Here is an 18,745-nt window from a genome sequence, read left to right as displayed (position 1 = left end):
CTGTGAATCTCCTTATTGCAGGGGGCCGGAAGCCGCCTGGGGCGACCCGCCCATCGAGGTGATCATCTCCTGGACCCGCGGGTCCTCGTTGACGAAGGGATCCTTGCACAGCACCGTCTGGCCGGGGTGGTCGTTGAGCTTCAGGTGCACCCAGTCCACGGTGAAGTCGCGCTCCGCGTTCTTGGCAGCACGCACAAAGTCCCCGCGCAATTTCGCCCGGGTGCTTTGCGGCGGGTTGTCCACCGCGAAGGCGATGTCCGCGGGATCCACCACGGTGGCGGCGCGCCCGCGGGCCGCCAGCAGGTGGAAAAGCCCGCGCCTGGTGTCGATGTCGTGGTACGTCAGATCCAGCTGGGCCAGGCGTTGGGCGCCCATGTCCAGGTTGTGCCGGTTGGCGTATGAAGTGATCAGCTTGTGCTTGATCGCCCAGTCGATTTCCGTGTCGATGCCCGAGAAGTTCCCCGATTCCACGGCATCCAGGGTCCGGGTCCACAGGTCCAGCACCGCGGGGACCTGGTCGTGGTGGGCCCCTTCGCGCTCCACGAAGTTGGTGGCCAGGGCCAGGAAGCGGCGTTGCAGGGCCAGGGCGGAAAGCTCGGTGCCGTTGGCGAGCCTGACCATGGTGGTGCCGTTGAAGTCGTGGGAGATCTCGCGGATGGAGCGGATCGGGTTTTCCAGCCGCAGGTCCTCCATGATCTTTCCCGACTCGATGATCCGCAGCATCAGGTCGGTGGCCCCGAGCTTGACCAGCTGGGTGGTCTCGGACATGTTCGAGTCCCCCACGATGACGTGCAGGCGGCGGAAGTATTCGGCATCCGCGTGCGGCTCGTCGCGGGTGTTGATGATGGGCCGGGAGCGGGTGGTCGCCGAGGAGACGCCCTCCCAGACATGGTCGGCGCGCTGCGAGAACGCGTAGAGCGGCTCGCCCTCGATGTTCACGATCTTCCCGGCCCCGGCAATCAGCTGCCGGGTGACCAGGAACGGGATCAGGATCTCGGCGAGCCGGGCGAACTCGAGCTTGCGCGGGATCAGGAAGTTCTCGTGGCAGCCGTAGGAGTTCCCGGCGGTGTCGGTGTTGTTCTTGAACAGGTAGAGCCGGCCGTTGTAGCCGTCGGCGGCCATGCGTTCCTCGGCGCTTTGCACCAGGTCGTTCAGGATCGCTTCCCCGGCCCGGTCGTGGGCGATCAGCTGGGTCAGCTCGTCGCATTCGGCCGTGGCGTATTCGGGGTGCGAACCGACATCCAGGTAGAGCCGGGAGCCGTTGGTCAGGAACACGTTGGAGCTGCGCCCCCAGGCCACCACCCGGCGGAAGAGGTAGCGGGCCGATTCCTCCGGCGTGAGCGGGCGCCCGGTCGGGTCCGAATAGTTGATCCCGTATTCGGTTTCGATGCCGAAGATTCTGCGGTCCATGGTCTGTCTACTTCCCTGCTCCCAGTATCCGGGCGATGGTGGGGGTGTCGAGGCGGCGGAAATGGCGGTGCGAGCCGGTGGAGGTGGTCCGTTCGAGCATCGCGACCTCCAGGAGGTGCGCGTCCCCGGGGTCCTCCCCCACACCCGGCAACACCAGGGCCGCGGCGCGGATGACCTCGTCGATGCCGGCGGCCGCCAGGTCCTTGCCGGTCCAGTAGGCGTTCCAGGCCTCGCGTAGCGCGGGGGTGTCCCCGCCCATGATGATGTGCCCGGGCTGTTCGGCGATGGAGCCGTCGAAGTTCAGCGAGAACAGCGTGTCGTCGGCGGGGGTCGCTCCGAGTTCAAGGACCGCCAGTTCCACCTCGAAGGGCTTGGCCTCGGCGGTGAACACCGCACCCAGGGACTGGGCGTAGACGCTGGCCAGGCCGCGGCCGGTCACGTCGTGGCGGGAATAGGAGTAGCCGCGGGTGTCGGCGTAGCGCACCCCGGCCTGGCGCAGGGACTCGAACTCGTTGTACTTGCCCACCGCCGCGAAGGCGATGCGGTCGTAGATCTCCCCGATCTTGTGCAGCGAACCCGAGGGGTTCTCCGCGATCAGCGCGATCCCGTCGATGCAGGAGGCCGTGATGACGGCCCGTCCGCGGGCGATGCCCTTCCGGGCGAAGTCCGCCCGGTCCTTCATGAGCTGTTCGGGCGATACGTAATATTGTGCGCTCATCTAGGACTCCCTCCCGCTGGCGGTGCGTGTGGCGATGATGTCGGCTGCCATGTCGGCCAGGATGGCGTCCTCGACGCGGTGGGCACCGGTGGCATCCACGGTGTAGACCACCGGCCACAGGCCGCGCACGGTGTCCGGTCCCCCGGTGGCCGAGTCATCGTCGGCGGCGTCGTAGAGCGCCTCCACGGCAACATGCACCGCGGCGGTGGCGCCGAGGCCGGGCTGCCAGAGCTTCTTCAGCGCGCCGCGGGCATACGGGGAGCCGGAGCCGATCGAATGGTGCTCGACCTCCTCGTAGAGCCCGCCGGTGATGTCGAAGGAGAAGATCCGCCCGGTGCCGGAGAAGGTGTCGAAGCCGGCAAAGAGCGGAACGACACTCATGCCCTGCAGGGCCATGGGCATGTTGGAGCGGATCATCGAGGCCAGCCGGTTGGCCTTGCCGTCCAGGGACAGGCGGGTGCCCTCGATTTTTTCGTAGTGCTCCAGTTCCACGGTGAAGAGCTTGGCGATGTCGATGGCCAGGCCCGCCGCGCCGGCGATCCCGATGACCGAGTAGCTGTCGGTCTCGAAGACCTTCTCGATGCGGCGGCTGGCGATCACGTTGCCCATGGTCGCGCGGCGGTCCCCGGCCATCACGATGCCATCGGCGTAGGACAGCGCGACGATGGTGGTTCCGTGCGGTACCTGGGCGCCGGCGTCCGCCGGCAGCACGGCGCGGGTGCCGGGCAGCAGGTCGGGACGGTCCCGGTTCAGGTGCTCCAGGAAGGAGGGCCCGGGACCGAGTTCGGTCACTGCCCGCCCTTTTGGATGAAGCCGCGCACGAATTCCTCCGCGTTTTGCTCCAGCACCCCGTCGATCTCGTCGAGCAGGTCATCGACCCCGGCGTCCTGGCCGGCGGCGGCCGTGGCTTCCTGCTCGTGCGCCTGGGTTTCCTCGCGGCGTTGTGCCGAGTGGTGTTCCTGTGTCATGGCGGTTGCGCTCTCTTCCCTCTGATCCGGGGGCCGGTCGCGGCGACGCCGCGGCCTGGGCCCCTTGGTTGTGCTGTTACCTACATCTTGCCACTGGGTAGGGCCTTTAGCTCCGCAGCGTGGCAATGAACTCGCGGATCGACAACTCCTGGTCCAGCAGCTCCCCGACCAGGGCCTTGGTGCCGCGCAACGGTTCCAGGGTCGCGATGCGCTCGAGCTTCCGGCCCCCGGGAACCGTGAAGGAGACCGAGTCCCAGCTGGCCGCCACGACGTGCTCCGGATACTGGCTGAGCACCCGACCGCGGAAGTACGCGCGGGTGTCCTCCGGCGGGTTGGCCGCCGCGTGCGCGATCTGCGCCGGGGAGTACAGGGTTTCGATCAGCCCGCGCGCGGCCAGCCGGTGGTAAAGGCCCTTTTCCGGGCGGATGTCCGCCCATTGCAGGTCCATCGCCGCGATCCGCGGGTCGGTGAAGTCCAGGCAGTGGCGCTGCGCGTAAGAGGTCATCAGCTTGTACTTGGCCACCCAGTCCACGGTCGACGAGGCGGAGAAGACGTCGGTTTCCAGCTGGTGCAGGGTTTCCTCCCAGCGCCGCTGGATCTCCACGGTGGCCTCGTCGGTCGCATCGGTGGCACCGCTGTGCCGGGCCGCGGCCTCGGCGTAGATCCACTGGACCTCAAGCGCGGTGAGCATGCGCCCGTCAACCAGTTCGACCTTGGCCGTGAGTGTGGGGTCGTGGCTGATGGCCTGCAGGGCGGCGACGGGATCGCGCAGCTCGATCCCCGGGGCGGTGCCGGCCTCGATCATCGAAAGCACCAGGGCCGTGGTGCCGGTGCGCAGCAGCGTGGAGATTTGCCCGAGGTTCGCGTCCCCGATGATCACGTGCAGTCGGCGGTATTTTTCCCAGTGCGCGTGCGGCTCGTCGCGGGTGTTGATGATCGGGCGGCGGATGGTGGTTTCCAGGCCGATCTGCGCCTCGAAGAAGTCCGCGCGCGCCGAGACCTGGAACCCGGGGTAGGAGCCGAGCATGCCGCGGCCCACCCGCCCGGAGGCGCAGATGACCTGGCGGGTGGCAAAGAACGGGATCAGCCCGGCGGCGATCGAATCGAAGGGCACCGAGCGGGGCATCAGGTAGTTCTCGTGCGCCCCGTAGGAGACCGACTTGTTGTCGGTGTTGTTCTTGTACAGGTGCACATCCGGCACCCCGGCCAGCGACTCGATGCGGCGCACCGCGGCCAGCGCCACGTGGTCCCCGGCCTGGTCCCAGAGCACCGCGTCGAACGGATTGGTGGTTTCCGGGGAGGAGTACTCCGGGTGCGCGTGGTCCACGTAGAGCCGGGCGCCGTTGCCCAGCACCATGTTCATCAGCACCTCGTGGTCGTAGGGCCCCGCCTCGTAGAGGGTGTCCCCGATGGTCACGTCTCCGCCGGCCAGGGCGACCTGCTCGGCGTCGAGTTCCGGCTCGACGTCGGTGAGCTGGGAGGGGTCCGCCTGGTCGCGCGGCTGGGTGAAGCCGCGCGCGTCGTTCAGCGGGGACTCGTCCGCGTAGTCCCAGCGGGTTCCGGCGATCTTTCCGCGGGCCTCGCGGACCGTGGCGGCATAGGCGTTGATGACCTGGGCCGAAAGCATCGTGGCGTTCGCCCCGGGCATCGAGGGGGCCAGCACCCCATACTCGGTTTCCAGGCCCATGACCCGGTGGACGCTCACAGGTACTGCCCGGTCTCGTCGGCGCCGGGGGCCTGCAGGGTCTTGCCGCGCCCGTTCTTGTCGGCCACGATGGTGCGGATGAAGGTGATGCGCTCGCCCTTGCGCCCGGAGATCCGCGCCCAGTCGTCGGGGTTGGTGGTGTTGGGCATGTCCTCGTGCTCGTGGAATTCCTCCACGACCGCGGCCAGCAGGTGCTCCATGCGCAGCCCGCGTTCCTGTCCGGTGAGCAGCGCCTTGATGGCGGATTTCTTGGCGCGGTCCACGACGTTGCGGATCACCGCCCCGGAGGAGAAGTCCTTGAAGTAGAGGATCTCGGTCTCGGTGTTGGCGTAGGTGACCTCGAGGAACTGGTTCTGTTCGCCGGTGGAGTACATCGCATCGACGGTCGCCTGGATCATGGCGCGCACCGTCGCGTCGGCATCGTTGCCGTGTTCGGCCAGGTCGTCCGGGTGCAGCGGCAAATCCGCGGTGAGGTACTTGGCGAAGATCTCCGCGGCGCCCTGGGCGTCGGGGCGGCGGATCTTGATCTTCACGTCCAGCCGGCCCGGGCGCAGGATCGCCGGGTCGATCATGTCCTCGCGGTTGGAGGCGCCGATGACGATGACGTTGTCGAGGCGCTCGACCCCGTCGATCTCGGCCAGCAGTTGCGGGACGATGGTGGTTTCCACGTCCGAGGAGATCCCGGTGCCGCGGGTGCGGAACAGCGAGTCCATCTCGTCGAAGAACACCACCACGGGGTTGCCGCCGGCGGCCTTCTCCCGGGCGCGGGCGAAGATCAGCCGGATGTGGCGCTCGGTCTCCCCGACGTACTTGTCCAACAGCTCGGGGCCCTTGATGTTCAGGAAGTAGCTCTTGGCGGTGCCGGTGTCGCCGTTGCGTTCGTTGGTGCGTTCGGACAGCGAGTGCGCGACGGCCTTGGCGATCAGCGTCTTGCCGCAGCCCGGGGGGCCGTAGAGCAGGATGCCCTTGGGGGCGGTGAGCCCGTGCTCGCGGTAGAGGTCCGGGTGCAGGAACGGCAGTTCCACCGCGTCGCGGATCGCCTCGATCTGGTCGGACAGCCCGCCGATGTCGGCGTAGGAGATGTTCGGGACCTCCTCGAGCACCAGGGACTGCATGTCGGACAGGTGCACCTTTTCCAGGCCCAGCCCGGTGCGGGTGTCCAGGGTCAGCACGTCCCCCACGCGCACGGTGTCCTTGATGAGCGGTGCGGCCAGGCGGATGACGCGCTGGTCGTCGGCCCGCCCCATGGCCACCACCCGGTGGTCCTCCAGGACCTCCTTGACGGTGACCAGTTCCCCGGACTTCTCGTAGCCCAGGCCGGCGACGATGACCAGGGATTCGTTCAGCAGCACCTCCTGGCCGACGGCCAGCTTGGCGAAGTCCAGCAGCGGGGAGATGCCCACGCGCAGCTTGCGCCCGCCCTGGACGATGTCGGCCGACTGCACGCCGGTCGAGGAGATCGCGACCCCCGGCACCGGGTGGGTGCGGGGATGCAGGTCGATGATGGTGCCGTGACTGAAGGGGGTGTCCCCGTCCTTTTCGAGCCCGGACTTCAGGTTCAGGATTTCCTCGCGGGTGCGCTCGAGCATGGCCACCAGGCGGGCGTTGTTGGCCCCGGCCGTGGCCAGCTGCCGGTCCAGTTGGCGGTTCTTGTCCCGCACGATGTTCAGCTGCCGCTCGGCCGCCGTGACCTGGCCCTCGAGCCGTGCGCGATCAGTATCTTCGCCCATCATCCACCTGTTTCGCTTGATCCGGAGGGTTTGCGGGTGCCGGGGTGAACCGGCACCTTTCCTTGCCTCCATCCTAGGCATGGGCGCGGCGGAATGAACGAAATGTGACCGCGCACCTTCGCGGGCAGGTGGGCCCGGAAAGGTGCGCGGCCACGGGGCGCCGCGGGCTAGCTTTCCTCGGTGCGGGTGTCCGGCCCGGAGTCGGCCGCGGATTCCGGCCCGGTGCCGGCGGGCAGCGAACCGCGCTGGGTCATCGACTTGGCGTCCTTGGCGGCGCGGCGCAGCTTGCGGTCCGAGACCCCGCGCTCCCCCAGGGCCTCGTGGTGCCAGGCCTCCGGGTTCTGCGAGCGGGTCCAGGTTTCCAGGTCCTCGGCCGAGTAGGTGTGTTCCTTCACGCGCTTGGCCCCGGGGATGCCCACGGCGCCGTCGGCCAGCCGCCGGCAGGTGATCAGGAAGGCGGTGTGCGCGACCATGCGGTGGTCCGGGCGCACGGCCAGGCCCTCGACGTGCCAGCCGCGGACCATGGTCTCGAAGGATTCGGGCTCGGTGTACAGCCCGGTGGCGCGGATGGCCTCCACGGTGCGCGACATCTGGGTCACGGTGGCCACGTAGTTGACCCACACCCCGCCCGGGGCCAGCACGGTGGACACCGCGTCGACGCACTCCCACGGGGAGAGCATGTCCAGGACCACGCGGTCCACGGAGCCGGGCTCCTCGGTCTTGAGCACCTGCTCCTGGAAGTCGCCGATGGTGATCTGCCAGGCCGGGTGCGGGCCGCCGAAGACGGTGTCCACGTTGCCGCGGGCGATCTCGGCGAATTCCTCGCGGCGTTCGAAGGAGTGCAGGTAGCCGCCGTCCCCCACGGCGCGCAGCAGCGACATCGACAGGGCGCCGGAGCCGACGCCGGCCTCCACGACGCGGGCGCCGGGGTAGATGTCGCCCATCTGGATGATCTGTGCGGCGTCCTTGGGGTATACCACGGTGGCGCCGCGCGGCATCGACAGCACGAAGTCCTTCAGCAGCGGGCGCAGGGCCTGGTAGCGGACCTCGTTGGTGTTCTCCACGATGGAGCCCTCGGGGGCGCCGATCAGCTGATCGTGGAAGAGCACGCCCTTGTGCGTGTGGAACTCCCCGCCGGCGGTCAGGGTGATGGTGTGGATCCGGCGCTTCTGGTCGGTGAGCTGGACCCGGTCGCCGGGGCGGAAGGGGCCGCGGCGGTTCTCGGCCCCGTGGGGTGTTGCTGGCTTTTCGCTCATGGGGGTGGAAATGTCCTTACGTTCTGGATGGGTGGATGTGCATCGGTGGCGGCCGCGGGGCGGCGCCGCGGCTAGTGCGGCTTGCCGGTGATGGCCGCGACGATGCGGGCCTGGGAGAGCAGCCCGATGACGCGGTGGTTTTCGTCGATGACCGCGTATTCGCTTCCCTGCAGCGTGGCCAGGTAGCCGATCAGGGCGCGGCCGTCGGCGTTGGCATCGACCACCGCGCCCGGCCCCAGGGCGCGGGCCGCGGACAGCGCCGGGGAACCGGCCAGCAGCGAGGGGTCGATGGAGCCCAGGGCCCGCTCGTCGATCACCGCGACCGGGTTGCCGGCCTCGTCGAGAAGGATGACCCGCCCGCCGCGGCTGGCCAGCCGCGCGGCGACCTGGGCCAGGGTGGAGTCCTGGCGGATGGCGGTGGCCGGTTCCATCAGGGCACGGACCTTCACCAGCGGCAGGCGCAGGCGCAGCTTGGCGTGGGTGATGCCCTGCGAGGCGCCGACCCACATGAAGCCGCCGACCAGGACCGCGACGATGAGCACCTGCAGGTCCAGGGGCTGGTTGCGGGTCAGCGGGCCGATCACGAAGTACCCGACGACCAGGATCACCAGCACGCGCCCGGCCCAGCCGGCGGCGATGGTGCCGCGGTCCTGGGATCCGGTGTAGCGCCAGACGGCCGATTCGACCAGCCGCCCGCCGTCGAGCGGAAGCCCCGGCAGCACGTTGAAGATCGCCACCAGCAGGTTCGCCCAGACCAGGATGAACCACAGCAGGTAGAGCACCCCGGTCGGCTGCACCCAGAGCAGCAGCCAGTAGCCGACCCCGGCCAGCACGAAGTTCGCCGCCGGGCCGGCCATCGCCACGGCCAGAGAGCGGCCGGGGGTGGCATCGAAGGAGGAGAACTGGGTGTGCCCGCCCCAGAGGTTCAGCGTGATCCGCGCCCCGGGCCAGCCGAAGGACTTGGCGACCAGGGCGTGGGCGAGTTCGTGGATGAGCACCGAGACCGCCAGCAGCACCGCGTAGGCGAAGGCCACCAGGTAGGCCAGGGCCCCGAGTCCGGGGATGGAGCTTGCGACGTTGGGCCCGAAGAGCAGCACGACGACCCCGGTGATGAGGAACCAGGACCAGGCCAGGGAGACCGGGACCCCGAAGATCGATCCGAGCGGGATCCCCGCGCGCCTGGTGGCCGCTTCGCTCATGTGCGGGCCCCCGCGGACACCAGGGTGCCCAGGGTCCCCGGATCCAGTTCTTCGAGGGAGCCGACGCGGTGCCAGGACGCGGAGTCGGGGACCGGGGCGATGTGCGGGATGAGCACCGCGGTGATGCCGCTGGCCGCGGCCGAGGCGATGCCGGGGGCCGAGTCCTCCAGCCCGATGACCCGCGGGGGCTCGAGATCCGCCACGCAGCGTCCGAGCATCTCCAGGCCCAGCAGGTACGGGTCGGGGTGCGGCTTGCCGCGGGAGACCATGTCTCCGGTGACGCGGAAGCGGAAGTAGGGGTGGGGCAGCTGTTGAAGCACCAGGGCCGCGAGCGGCTCCTCGGACATGGTCACCAGCCCGCAGGGGATGTTCGCCCGGTGCAGGGCCTCGAGCAGTTCCAGGGCGCCGGGACGCCAGTCCACGTGGCGGCGCACCCCGGCAAGGACCTCGGCGGTGAGCCGGTCGATGATCTCGCGCTCCGGGAGCCTGACCCCGGCGCGCTGCAGCGCGGCCGCGGCGTCGGGCAGGGCGTTGCCGACCAGGGCCATGGCCTGGTCCTCGGACCAGCGGCCGCCGAATTCGGCCACGAGGGCCGCCTCGGCGGCCATCCAATAGGGTTCGGTGTCAAGCAGGGTTCCGTCCATGTCCCACAACACGCCCTGGATCTCGGTGTTCAGGGCAGCACTGGGCAGGGGGTCGCAATTCTGGGTTGGCATGAGCCAATTCTAGTGTGTGCGCCATTGCCCCGGCGACCGGTGCGCGCGCTAGGGTGAGGATGTGAGCGAAGATATGAATGAACCAGTGACACTTTCCTCGCTGGTGGCAGCGTCCGCGACGCCCGCGCCGCTGCGCCCGGCGATCATGGTGGTGGCCTTCGAGGGATGGAACGATGCCGGTGACGCCGCAAGCTCGGCGTTGAAGACCATCAAGTCGGCCACCGGCGCGGTGAAGGTCGCGGGCATCGGCGACGACGACTACTACGACTACCAGTTCTCCCGGCCGCAGGTGCGCCGCAATGCCGCCGGCAAGCGGGTCATCAAGTGGCCCACCACGCGCATCTACCGTGCCTTGCTGCCCGAATCCCCGGTGGACCTGCTGCTGGTGCGCGGGGTGGAGCCGACCTACCGGTGGAAGGCGTTCATCACCGAGGTCCTCACCCGCGCCGAGGAGGAGAACGTGCAGGGGGTCGTGGCGTTGGGCTCGTTGCTGGCCGATGTGCCGCACACCCGCCCGATCCAGGCCTCGATCTCCTCGGACGACCCGAAGGTGCGCGAGGCCCTGGGCGCCGGGCAGGCGAGCTACGAGGGTCCAACCGGGATCCTGGGGGTGCTGGCCCAGTTCTCCGAGGCCGCCGGGCTGCCCACGCTCTCGATCTGGTCCGCGGTCCCCCACTATGTGGCGCAGCCGCCCTCGCCGAAGGCGGAGCTGGCGCTGTTGCACCGGGTGGAGGAACTGTTGCCGCTGACGCTGGACCTGCACGAGCTGACCGAGGACGCCTTGGCCTGGGAGCGCGGGGTCAACGCGTTGGCCACCGGGGACGCGGACGTGGCGGCCTATGTGCAGCAGCTGGAGCAGGCGCAGGACGAGACCGAGCTGCCCGAGGCCACCGGCGAGGCGATTGCCCGGGAGTTCGAGCGCTACCTCAAGCGCCGGCACCGCCCCGGGGCGGCAGGTGCGCACGGGGAACACGAATCGCCCGACAGGGACGACCCGGCCACCGGGGGGCCACAGACCCCGCAGTCCCCGGATACGCCCGAGACGCCGGACACCCCCGGGACCCCCGACTAGCTGTTCCCGCAAGGCCCCGGGGTACGCAAAACGCGTCCCGCACGCAGCCACTGCCCCTGGAAGGGGTATGGCGGTGCGGGACGCGTTCCGGTTTCCGCGCCCGCTGCCGAAGCGGCGGGCACGGATCGCTAGGAGAGCTTCAGGCCCAGCAGCGCATCGAGCGCATCGGTGAGCAGCTGCCCGCCGGCACCCTTCGGGCCGTCGTCCTCGGCCGGGTCCTGTGCGGCGAAGGCGTCAAGCACGGCCAGGGCCGCGGGTGCGTTGATGTCGTCGGCCAGCCTCGAGCGGATCCGGGTGACGACCGCGGTGGCCTCGGCCAGGGTGGCGGAATCGATGCGGGCGCGCCAGCGGGCCAGGCGGTCCTGGGCCTGGGCGAGCAGCTCGTCGGTCCAGAACCAGTCGCTGCGGTAGTGCTGGCCCAGCAGCACGGTGCGGATCGCCACCGGCTCCACGCCGGCGGCGCGCAGCTTGGAGACCAACACCAGGTTGCCCAGGGACTTGCTCATCTTTTCGCCGTCCAGGCCCACCATGCCGGTGTGCACGTAGGACTGCGCCAGCGCCTTGCCGTCCAGTGCGGCGGCATGCCCGGCGGAGAACTCGTGGTGCGGGAAGATCAGGTCCGATCCCCCGCCCTGCACGGTGAAGGGGGCGGGCAGGAAGCGGCGGGCAATGACCGAACACTCGATATGCCAGCCCGGGCGCCCGGCGCCCAGGGTTCCGCCGTCCCATTCCGGTTCACCGGGCCGGGCCACGCGCCACAGCAACGGATCCAGGGCGTCGCGCTTGCCCGGACGTGCCGGGTCCCCGCCGCGTTCGGCGAAGAACCCGAGCATGGTCTCGCGGTCGTACCGGCTGACGGTGCCCAGTTCCCAGGCGTCGGACGCCGCTGCCGCGGCGTCGAAGTAGATGTCCCCGTCCGGTTCCCCGTTTTCGCCGGGCACCGGGTAGGCCAGGTCCTTGGCGACGAGCTCCTCGACCAGCGGGACGAGCCAGGTGATGGATTCCACCGCGCCGATGTAGTGCCGCGGCGGGATCACGTTCAGGGCCTCCATGTCGGCGCGGAACAGGTCGGTCTGCTCCTTGGCCAGCACCTGCCAGTCCATGCCGGTGGCGGCGGCCCGCTCGAGCAGCGGGTCGTCGATGTCGGTGACGTTTTGCACGTAATTCACGTCGCGCCCGGCGTCGCGCCAGGTGCGCAGCAGCAGGTCGAAGGCCACATAGGTGGCGGCGTGCCCCATGTGGGTGGCGTCGTAGGGGGTGATGCCGCAGACGTACATGCTCGCCGGTGCGTTGGACTTCTCGGCGGGGGCCGTGTCAACCAGCCGCTGGCTGGCGGTGTCGTGCACCTGGAGGATCGGTGCGTTTCCCGGAACGTGCGGGACGGTGGGCGCGGACCATGCAAGCACGGGGCGTCCTTTCTCTTAGGTTTTCCCCCGGAACAGGCCGGGGCGCAATGCAGTTACTTGGAACAAGTCCAAGGGACCCCGTGCTTATTCCACGATTCGGGGCCGGGTTTGCTAGGCGTTGATCACACCGAAGCCCAGCAGCAGGTACAGGGCCAGGCCCAGGGCCACGCGGTACCAGACAAAGAGGCTGTAGCTGTGCGAGGAAACGTACTTCAGGAACCAGCCGACAATGACAAAACCGACGATGAACGCGATCAGTGTGGCCAGGCCCGTCTGCGGCAGCGAGTACACGCCGGGCTCGTCGAGGGACTTGGCCAGCTTGTACAGCCCGGAGGCGAAGACCGCGGGGATGGCCAGCAGGAACGAGTAGCGGGCCGCGGCGCCGCGGGTGTAGCCCATGAACAGCCCCGCGGTGATGGTGCCGCCGGAGCGCGAGACCCCGGGGATCAGGGCCAGTGCCTGGGCGAAGCCGAAGAGGATGCCGTGCTTGGGGGTCAGCGAGACCAGCTCGCGGTCCTGCTTGCCGTAGTAGTCGGCGACCGCCAGGATCAGGCCAAAGACCACCAGGGTGGTCGCCACGATCCACAGGGAGCGGAAGGACGTGTCGATCTGCTCTTCGAAGAGCAGGCCCAGCACCCCGATCGGGATCGAGCCGACGATGATCAACCAGCCCATCTTCGCGTCCGGGTCGCTGTGCGGAATCCGGCCGCGCAACGCGTTGAACCAGGCGCCGATGATCCGCACGATGTCTTTCCAAAAGAACACCAGCACGGCGGTTTCGGTGCCCAGCTGCGTGATCGCGGTGAACGCCGCGCCGGGGTCGGAGGCGCCGGGCAATAGCTCTCCGACGATGCGCAGGTGGGCGCTGGAAGAGATGGGGAGAAATTCTGTCAGACCCTGGATCAGCCCCAGGAATGCCGCTTCAAACCAATTCACGTACCGACACTACTTCACCAAGGCGCACCGAGGCCCGTTGCCTCTCCATGGTGAGACGAAGTTAATACCGTGGTCCCATCCTCCGATGGCCGCCACCGGCACCCTGGTACCGGTTCCGCGCACCGGCCTTCTCCAGGTCCTATTGCTCGCTGGCCTGAAGCGGCCCGTCCTCGTCGTAGGGGTCGTTGTCGTCGTCCTCGTCCACCACGGTCAGCGGCAGGAACTCCTCGTAGGACTCGTAAAGTGCGTCCTCGTACTCCTCGTAGGCGTCGGCCACGGCAAGGAACGCCGCGCTGATCGAGGCGTCCTGGGCACCGCGCTTTGCCGCGACCGCCGAAAGGTGTTCTTCGAGGCAGCTGATCAATACACTGAGGGCAACACGCGGGTCTGTACTCATGTGTTCGACGTTACATGCACAAGCCACACTATGGACAGGGTCATGATCGAAAAGAAAATCACGGCACCAAGCCCCCTCGACCAGATGCCCGGGGACCCCGGACATCGCTTCGAATACCTGGTCATCACCGCCCGCCCCGGCGAGCACCGGTCGGTGGCCCGGGCGGCGGTGCGGGAGCACTCCGAATACGGCAAATGGGAACTGGTGCGCACCTGCCTGTACGAGGGCGGCGGGCAGAAGTACTGGATGCGCAGGCGCATCATGAGGGTCAAGCCGACCCTGGACATCCGCGCCTGAGCTTCGCCGCCACCCCGCAGACGATCAACGGCGGCGGAAGGGCAGGCATCGACCCGCCAAAGGATCAAGCCGGTCAGAACCTTGCGAGGCAGGCGGGCTCGCTGGACACCGCTGCGGGCTTTCCGTCCAGGAGGTTGCGGACCTGAAGGGAGATGTACCGGCCGATCCGTTCGCCGGCCTCGAACGGATCGACCGACGAAACGGCACCGAAAATCTCTTCCGGAATCCCCACGCCACGCCCTCGTCAAGCGGTGCCGGCCCCGCCAATCCCTCCTGGAAATGAAGGATTGAAAGGTTCCTTGGGTAGGCGTCGGTGCTGCAGTTGGCCGCATTGAAGGAGGTGGCAGGGCAGCGGGCGATGCCGGTGGCCCCGGCCGTGCGTGGGCCTTGCCAGTGCTTCAGATCGTCCGGTGCACTCGCGGCCTATTCCCTGACCGGCCCCAGCAACCAGGACGCCACCGTGGAGTGCGCCGATTCGGCATCCGAGGGGTGGTAGAGGCTGGCCAGCGCGTCGCGGTAGAGCCGCTCGAGCTCCGAGCCGCGGAAGTACTGCCCGCCGCCGGAGACCTTGGCGGCGACGTCGATGCAGGAGCGGGCCGCGTCCCCGGCGGCGGTGCGCAGCGTGACCAGCCGCGGGAACCAGGATCCCCCGTGGTCCACCAGGTCGTCGAGGTCCCGGGTCGTCATCCGCAGCATCGCATCGAGCCGCAGGATCTCCATCCCGGCGTTGGCAACCTGCCACCTGATGTCCGGATCCTGGTCATAGGTCCGTCCGTCGTTCTTCAGCGATTTCCGCCGTGCCGGGTTGGCCGCGGCCAGCTGCATGCCGCGCTCGGCAAGCCCCACGTAGACCGAGGCGGTGAGTGAGAGGAACGAGGCGAAGATGCCGAAGACCAGCAGGTCCGGAACCGGGCCCACCGGCAGGGTGCTGTGGATGTGCTCGGCCGCCACCGGGGCCCCGGTGAGGATGGTCGAGTTCGACTGGGTGGCCCGCATGCCCAGGGTGTTCCAGTTTTGCGGGATCTCGATGCCCGGCGCATCCCGGTGCAGGAAACCGTGGACCAGCTTGGGCTCTTGGCCGCTTTCGTCCTTGCCGAAGACCCCCAGCCGGGTCCACACCGGGGCCAGCGAGGTGAAGATCTTGGTGCCGGTGAAGGCGTAGGAACCGTCGGCCGCCGGTACGGCCCGGGTGACGGAGTCGAAGAGGACCTGGTCGTTGCCGGCCTCGGAGACCCCGAAGGCCATGACCTCCCCCGCCTGCACCCAGTCCAGGACCATGTCCAACCGGTGGTCTCCGCGGGCGGCGAGCAGCGTTGCCACCCCGCACCAGACGTGGTGCATGTTTACGGCCAGTGCCGTGGCCGGGGCGTGGGAGCCGAGCAGTCGCTGGGCGGCGGTCATCGTTTCCATGCCCCAGCCGAAGCCTCCCCGGGATTCCGGGAGCATGGCCCGCAGGTACCCGGCATCGGCAAGTTCGGCAAAGTCCTGCGTGCAGAAGGTGTTCTGTTCGTCGTAGCCTCCGGCACGTGCCCGGAATCCTTCGAGCATGTCGGTGCCGAGCACCTGGTCAATCGTCATCACGTGGGTTTCGCTTCGCTTCCTGTTGTCGGGGTGTGGATCATCCCGCGGCAGCCGGCCATCGACCGCGGCGGGCATTGCCGGGGCTGGTGTCAGTAGGTGGTCAACAGGTCGCGCAGGACCCGGGTGCCGAACTTCAGCGAGTCGACCGGGACGCGCTCGTCGACGCCGTGGAACATGCCGGTGAAGTCCAGTTCGGCCGGAAGGCGCAGCGGGGCGAAGCCGTAGCCGGTGATGCCCAGCCGGGACAGCGACTTGTTGTCCGTGCCGCCGGAGAGCATGTAGGGCAGCACGACGGCCTCCGGGTCCTCGCGATTCAGCGCGGCGACCATGGAATCGACCAGTCCCCCGGCAAAGGGGACCTCCAGCGCCCGGTCCAGGTGCAACGAGGACAGTTCGACGTCCGGCCCGGCCAGGGCGCGCAGCGTTTCCATGACCGCCTCGTGCTGCCCGGGCAGCGTGCGCACATCCAGCAGGGCCTCGGCAGACCCGGGGATCACGTTGTGCTTGTACCCGGCGGAGAGCACCGTGGGGTTGGCGGTGTTCTGCAGGGTCGCCCCGACGAAGCGTGCCACGTTGCCCAGCTCGTTGAGCAGCACCTGCGGGTTGTCTTCGGTGAACTCGATGCCGGTCATCCCCGAAACGCCCTCGAGGAAGGCGCGGGTGGTGTCGGTGTAGGAAATCGGCCAGTCGTGTTCGCCGATGCGGGTGATGGCCGCCGCCAGCCGGGTCACCGCATTCGCCTCGTTGATCTGCGAGCCGTGCCCGGCCCGGCCGTTCGCGGTGAGCTTGAGCCAGGCGATGCCCTTCTCGGCGGTCTGCAGCAGGTAGGCGCGCTTGCCGTCGATGGTTGCGGAGAAGCCGCCGACCTCGCTGATGGCCTCGGTGGCGCCCTCGAAGAGCTCGGGGTGGTGCTCCACCATCCAGCGCGCTCCGTAGTCGCCGCCCGCTTCCTCGTCGGCGAAGAACGCGAAAACCAGGTCGCGGCGCGGGCGGGTGCCGGTGCGCTGCATCTGGCGCATGACCGCCAGGATCATCGCGTCCATGTCCTTCATGTCCACCGCCCCGCGGCCCCAGATCATCCCGTCCTTGATCTCGGCCCCGAACGGGTCCACGGACCATTCCTCCTTGAACGCCGGGACCACGTCGAGGTGCCCGTGCACGATCAGTGCCGGCAGGGACTTGTCGGTGCCCTCGATGCGGGTGACGACGTTGGCGCGGCCCTGGGCCGATTCAAGGACCGTGGCCTCGAGCCCCACCTCGTGGATGAGTTCGGCGACGTATTCGGCCGCCTTGCGCTCCCCCGCGCCCTCGTTGTTGCCGTAGTTGGTGGTGTCGATCCGGATCAGCGCCTGGCAAATGCCGGCGACCTCGTCCTCGGCGACAACGGTGTCCGGGGTGCTCTGCGCAGCTGACATGGGGGAATCCTTCTGCCTTCTCGTGACGAAACCTGGTTCCCCCACCCTATCCAGCCCGGCGCACGCAGGCGAGGGCGAGGCGCCACGAGTCGTGGCGGGGGCGCTTGCCGGGAACGAGAAAACCCCCGACCGGATTCTCATCCGATCGGGGGCTTTGCCTGTGCGAAGGAGGGGACTTGAACCCCCACCCACTTACGTGGACTAGCACCTCAAGCTAGCGCGTCTACCATTCCGCCACCCTCGCTGGTGGCCGCTGCACCGGAAGAAGTTCGTGAAGAACTTTGTTTCCGTTGTCCGCGGCGAGATAAGACTCTAGCACGGGTTTGGGGCGCACTTCAATTCGGCGGTCCCCCACCCCAAAAACCCCGTGTTTACAAGGCGATTTGCGTGCCGTGGAGGCAAAACACCCCGACGGGAACGGTATTTGTGAGCAGGGTCATGTCCCGGAGGGGGAAATCGGGTATTTCGGGCCCGCGGCCGAGCATGATCCGGGGCGGGGCTTGTTGCGTAGGATGAAGGTGTTGGGCCGCCACCTCCCGGGCACGTCGGGGAAACGGTGGCCACATTGATCGCACATTTCTCGTTTACAGGCGGCAGAGCACCGATGTCCGAACCCACGAACACACCCCGGCGCATCGCGATGATTTCGCTGCACACCTCCCCGCTGGAACAGCCCGGGTCCGGGGATGCCGGCGGAATGAACGTGTACATCAGGAACCTGACGCTCGCCCTGGCCGACCTCGGAGTGCAGGTCGATGTCTTCGTCCGGGGCACCGAGACCAGGGCCACCGACATGGCGCCGGGCGTGGTGTGCCACGAGGTGCAGGCCGGCCCGCCGGGGAAACTGACCAAGGAGGGGCTGGCCGGGCACCTTCCGGAAGCCGCATCGGCGATCCAGGGCTACGCCTCGGGCCTTGGACTTGGACCTTACGACGCGATCCATTCCCACTACTGGCTCTCCGGGATCGTCGGGCTGCAGCTGCGGGATGCGTGGGGCGTGCCGCTGGTGCACACCATGCACACCATGGGCAAGGTCAAGAAGCTCTCGGCGCACACCGCGGAGTCCGCAGACCGCATCCGCGGGGAGATGCTGCTGTGCCTGCAGGCCGACCGGCTCACCGCGAACACCCCCGCCGAGGTCGAGGAGCTCATCCACCTCTACGGTGCCGAATCCGCGGCCCTTGACGTGGTGGAGCCGGGCGTGGACCTGTCGACCTTCCACCCCGGGGTGTGCGAGCAGCACGAGAGCGCGCCGGGTTCCCTGCGCGTGGTCTTTGCCGGGCGCATCCAGAAGCTCAAGGGCCCGCAGATCCTGGTGCGGGCACTGGGGATCCTGGCCCGTGAACGCCCGGACCTCGATGTGAAGCTCTCGGTGATCGGGGCGCGCTCCGGGGCCAAGGAACTGGACCTGCAGAAACTGGTCGAGGCACAACAGGTGGAGCACCTGGTGCGGTTCTCGCTGCCGATGCCCGCGGAGCACCTGGCCAAGGCGTTCCGCGGCGCCGACGTCGTGGCGGTTCCCTCCTACAGCGAGTCCTTCGGGCTGGTGGCGCTGGAGGCCCAGGCCTGCGGCACCCCGGTGCTGGCCCGCCGCGTCGGGGGGCTGCCCCATGCGGTGCGGGACGGCCACACCGGAATCCTGGTCGATGGCGCCGAACCATCAGCCTGGGCGGCGGCACTGGCGAACCTTGCCGCCGACGTGCCGCTGCGCCGGCGGCTGGGTGCCCAGGCCGCCGAATTCGCCGCCGGGCACGGTTGGGACAAGACTGCCGCTGCCGCCCTTGGTTCGTATCGCCGGGCAATGGCCCGCGGCCCGGTTGGCCTCCCGGGCACCTCACCGGCAGGGTAGCGCACCTGGCGGCACCGACCGCCGCAGGGAAGTTGCTTCGGGCTAAACGCGGGGTGCCCCGCAAACCGGCATCTGGTTCACGGGGCACCC

17 protein-coding genes and 1 tRNA gene are annotated in these 18,745 nt (G+C 68.7%); 3 read left to right on the top strand and 15 right to left on the bottom strand.

The features are described 5' to 3' along the window. Nucleotides 1–12: 12 nt before the first annotated feature. From pafA to J2T21_RS06830, 9 genes are all read right to left on the bottom strand, one after another. Complete coding sequence (pafA, locus tag J2T21_RS06870; RefSeq protein ID WP_307579822.1) at nt 13–1,410, bottom strand: Pup--protein ligase; 1,398 nt, start codon at nt 1,408–1,410, stop codon at nt 13–15. A 7-nt stretch (nt 1,411–1,417) separates the two neighbouring features. Beyond that, nucleotides 1,418–2,128 (bottom strand): proteasome subunit alpha, encoded by a 711-nt coding sequence (gene prcA, locus J2T21_RS06865; RefSeq protein ID WP_307579820.1) that lies wholly within the window; start codon nt 2,126–2,128, stop codon nt 1,418–1,420. Next, a complete protein-coding gene (gene prcB, locus J2T21_RS06860; RefSeq protein WP_307579818.1) occupies nt 2,129–2,920 on the bottom strand; it encodes a proteasome subunit beta in 792 nt (263 codons plus the stop codon). Further along, entirely contained in the window at nt 2,917–3,096 is a 180-nt protein-coding gene (locus tag J2T21_RS06855) for a ubiquitin-like protein Pup (protein ID WP_307579816.1), read from the bottom strand. The genes prcB and J2T21_RS06855 overlap by 4 nt, the downstream gene beginning before the upstream one ends. A 106-nt stretch (nt 3,097–3,202) precedes the next feature. Further along, on the bottom strand, nt 3,203–4,783 hold the full coding sequence (gene dop, locus J2T21_RS06850) for a depupylase/deamidase Dop (protein ID WP_307580065.1): 1,581 nt from the start codon (nt 4,781–4,783) through the stop codon (nt 3,203–3,205). 14 nt (nt 4,784–4,797) lie between these two features. Then, nucleotides 4,798–6,534: a proteasome ATPase gene (gene arc / locus J2T21_RS06845; RefSeq protein ID WP_307579814.1), complete on the bottom strand. Its 1,737-nt coding sequence runs from the start codon at nt 6,532–6,534 to the stop codon at nt 4,798–4,800. 164 nt (nt 6,535–6,698) lie between these two features. Continuing rightward, nucleotides 6,699–7,787 (bottom strand): tRNA (adenine-N1)-methyltransferase, encoded by a 1,089-nt coding sequence (locus J2T21_RS06840; protein ID WP_307579812.1) that lies wholly within the window; start codon nt 7,785–7,787, stop codon nt 6,699–6,701. A gap of 71 nt (nt 7,788–7,858) precedes the next feature. Then, nucleotides 7,859–8,986 carry a site-2 protease family protein gene (locus tag J2T21_RS06835; protein WP_307579810.1) on the bottom strand — a complete coding sequence of 376 codons (1,128 nt, stop codon included), beginning with the start codon at nt 8,984–8,986 and terminating at the stop codon, nt 7,859–7,861. Further along, a complete protein-coding gene (locus J2T21_RS06830) occupies nt 8,983–9,702 on the bottom strand; it encodes an HAD family hydrolase (protein ID WP_307579808.1) in 720 nt (239 codons plus the stop codon). Before J2T21_RS06830 ends, J2T21_RS06835 begins: the two co-directional genes overlap by 4 nt. A gap of 61 nt (nt 9,703–9,763) precedes the next feature. On the opposite strand from J2T21_RS06830, the gene J2T21_RS06825 reads away from it, so the two are divergent. Continuing rightward, nucleotides 9,764–10,774 carry a PAC2 family protein gene (locus J2T21_RS06825; RefSeq protein ID WP_373457899.1) on the top strand — a complete coding sequence of 337 codons (1,011 nt, stop codon included), beginning with the start codon at nt 9,764–9,766 and terminating at the stop codon, nt 10,772–10,774. A gap of 128 nt (nt 10,775–10,902) precedes the next feature. On the opposite strand, the gene mshC is transcribed toward J2T21_RS06825, so the two are convergent. From mshC to J2T21_RS06810, 3 genes are all read right to left on the bottom strand, one after another. Then, complete coding sequence (gene mshC, locus J2T21_RS06820; protein WP_307579806.1) at nt 10,903–12,180, bottom strand: cysteine--1-D-myo-inosityl 2-amino-2-deoxy-alpha-D-glucopyranoside ligase; 1,278 nt, start codon at nt 12,178–12,180, stop codon at nt 10,903–10,905. Nucleotides 12,181–12,291: 111 nt separating this feature from the next. After that, the gene (locus J2T21_RS06815) at nt 12,292–13,116 is read right to left on the bottom strand and encodes an undecaprenyl-diphosphate phosphatase (protein WP_307579804.1); all 825 of its coding nucleotides are present in this window, start codon (nt 13,114–13,116) and stop codon (nt 12,292–12,294) included. A gap of 139 nt (nt 13,117–13,255) precedes the next feature. Further along, nucleotides 13,256–13,513: a hypothetical protein gene (locus J2T21_RS06810; protein ID WP_307579802.1), complete on the bottom strand. Its 258-nt coding sequence runs from the start codon at nt 13,511–13,513 to the stop codon at nt 13,256–13,258. Between the two features lie 84 nt (nt 13,514–13,597). Between J2T21_RS06810 and J2T21_RS06805 the strand changes: the two genes are divergently transcribed. Beyond that, nucleotides 13,598–13,810, top strand: coding sequence for a DUF5703 family protein (locus J2T21_RS06805; RefSeq protein WP_139194858.1), 213 nt, complete (start codon nt 13,598–13,600; stop codon nt 13,808–13,810). Nucleotides 13,811–14,233: 423 nt separating this feature from the next. Here the strand turns inward: J2T21_RS06805 and J2T21_RS06800 are convergent, their stop codons facing one another. The 3 genes from J2T21_RS06800 to J2T21_RS06790 all read right to left on the bottom strand — a co-directional run bounded on the left by J2T21_RS06800 (nt 14,234) and on the right by J2T21_RS06790 (nt 17,050). Next, the gene (locus tag J2T21_RS06800) at nt 14,234–15,388 is read right to left on the bottom strand and encodes an acyl-CoA dehydrogenase family protein (protein ID WP_307579798.1); all 1,155 of its coding nucleotides are present in this window, start codon (nt 15,386–15,388) and stop codon (nt 14,234–14,236) included. Between the two features lie 92 nt (nt 15,389–15,480). Then, entirely contained in the window at nt 15,481–16,806 is a 1,326-nt protein-coding gene (locus J2T21_RS06795; protein WP_307579796.1) for a M20/M25/M40 family metallo-hydrolase, read from the bottom strand. 161 nt (nt 16,807–16,967) lie between these two features. Continuing rightward, nucleotides 16,968–17,050, bottom strand: a tRNA-Leu gene (locus J2T21_RS06790). Nucleotides 17,051–17,410: 360 nt separating this feature from the next. Here J2T21_RS06790 and J2T21_RS06785 point away from each other — a divergent pair. Next, nucleotides 17,411–18,655 carry a glycosyltransferase gene (locus tag J2T21_RS06785; RefSeq protein WP_307579794.1) on the top strand — a complete coding sequence of 415 codons (1,245 nt, stop codon included), beginning with the start codon at nt 17,411–17,413 and terminating at the stop codon, nt 18,653–18,655. The last annotated feature ends 90 nt before the right edge of the window (nt 18,656–18,745 follow it).

Source organism: Paeniglutamicibacter psychrophenolicus (assembly GCF_030812255.1).
Classification (GTDB): Bacteria; Actinomycetota; Actinomycetes; order Actinomycetales; family Micrococcaceae; genus Paeniglutamicibacter; species Paeniglutamicibacter psychrophenolicus_A.
The sequence above is the reverse complement of the archived record's forward strand: the minus strand, read 5'-3'. Positions and strand labels throughout refer to the sequence as shown.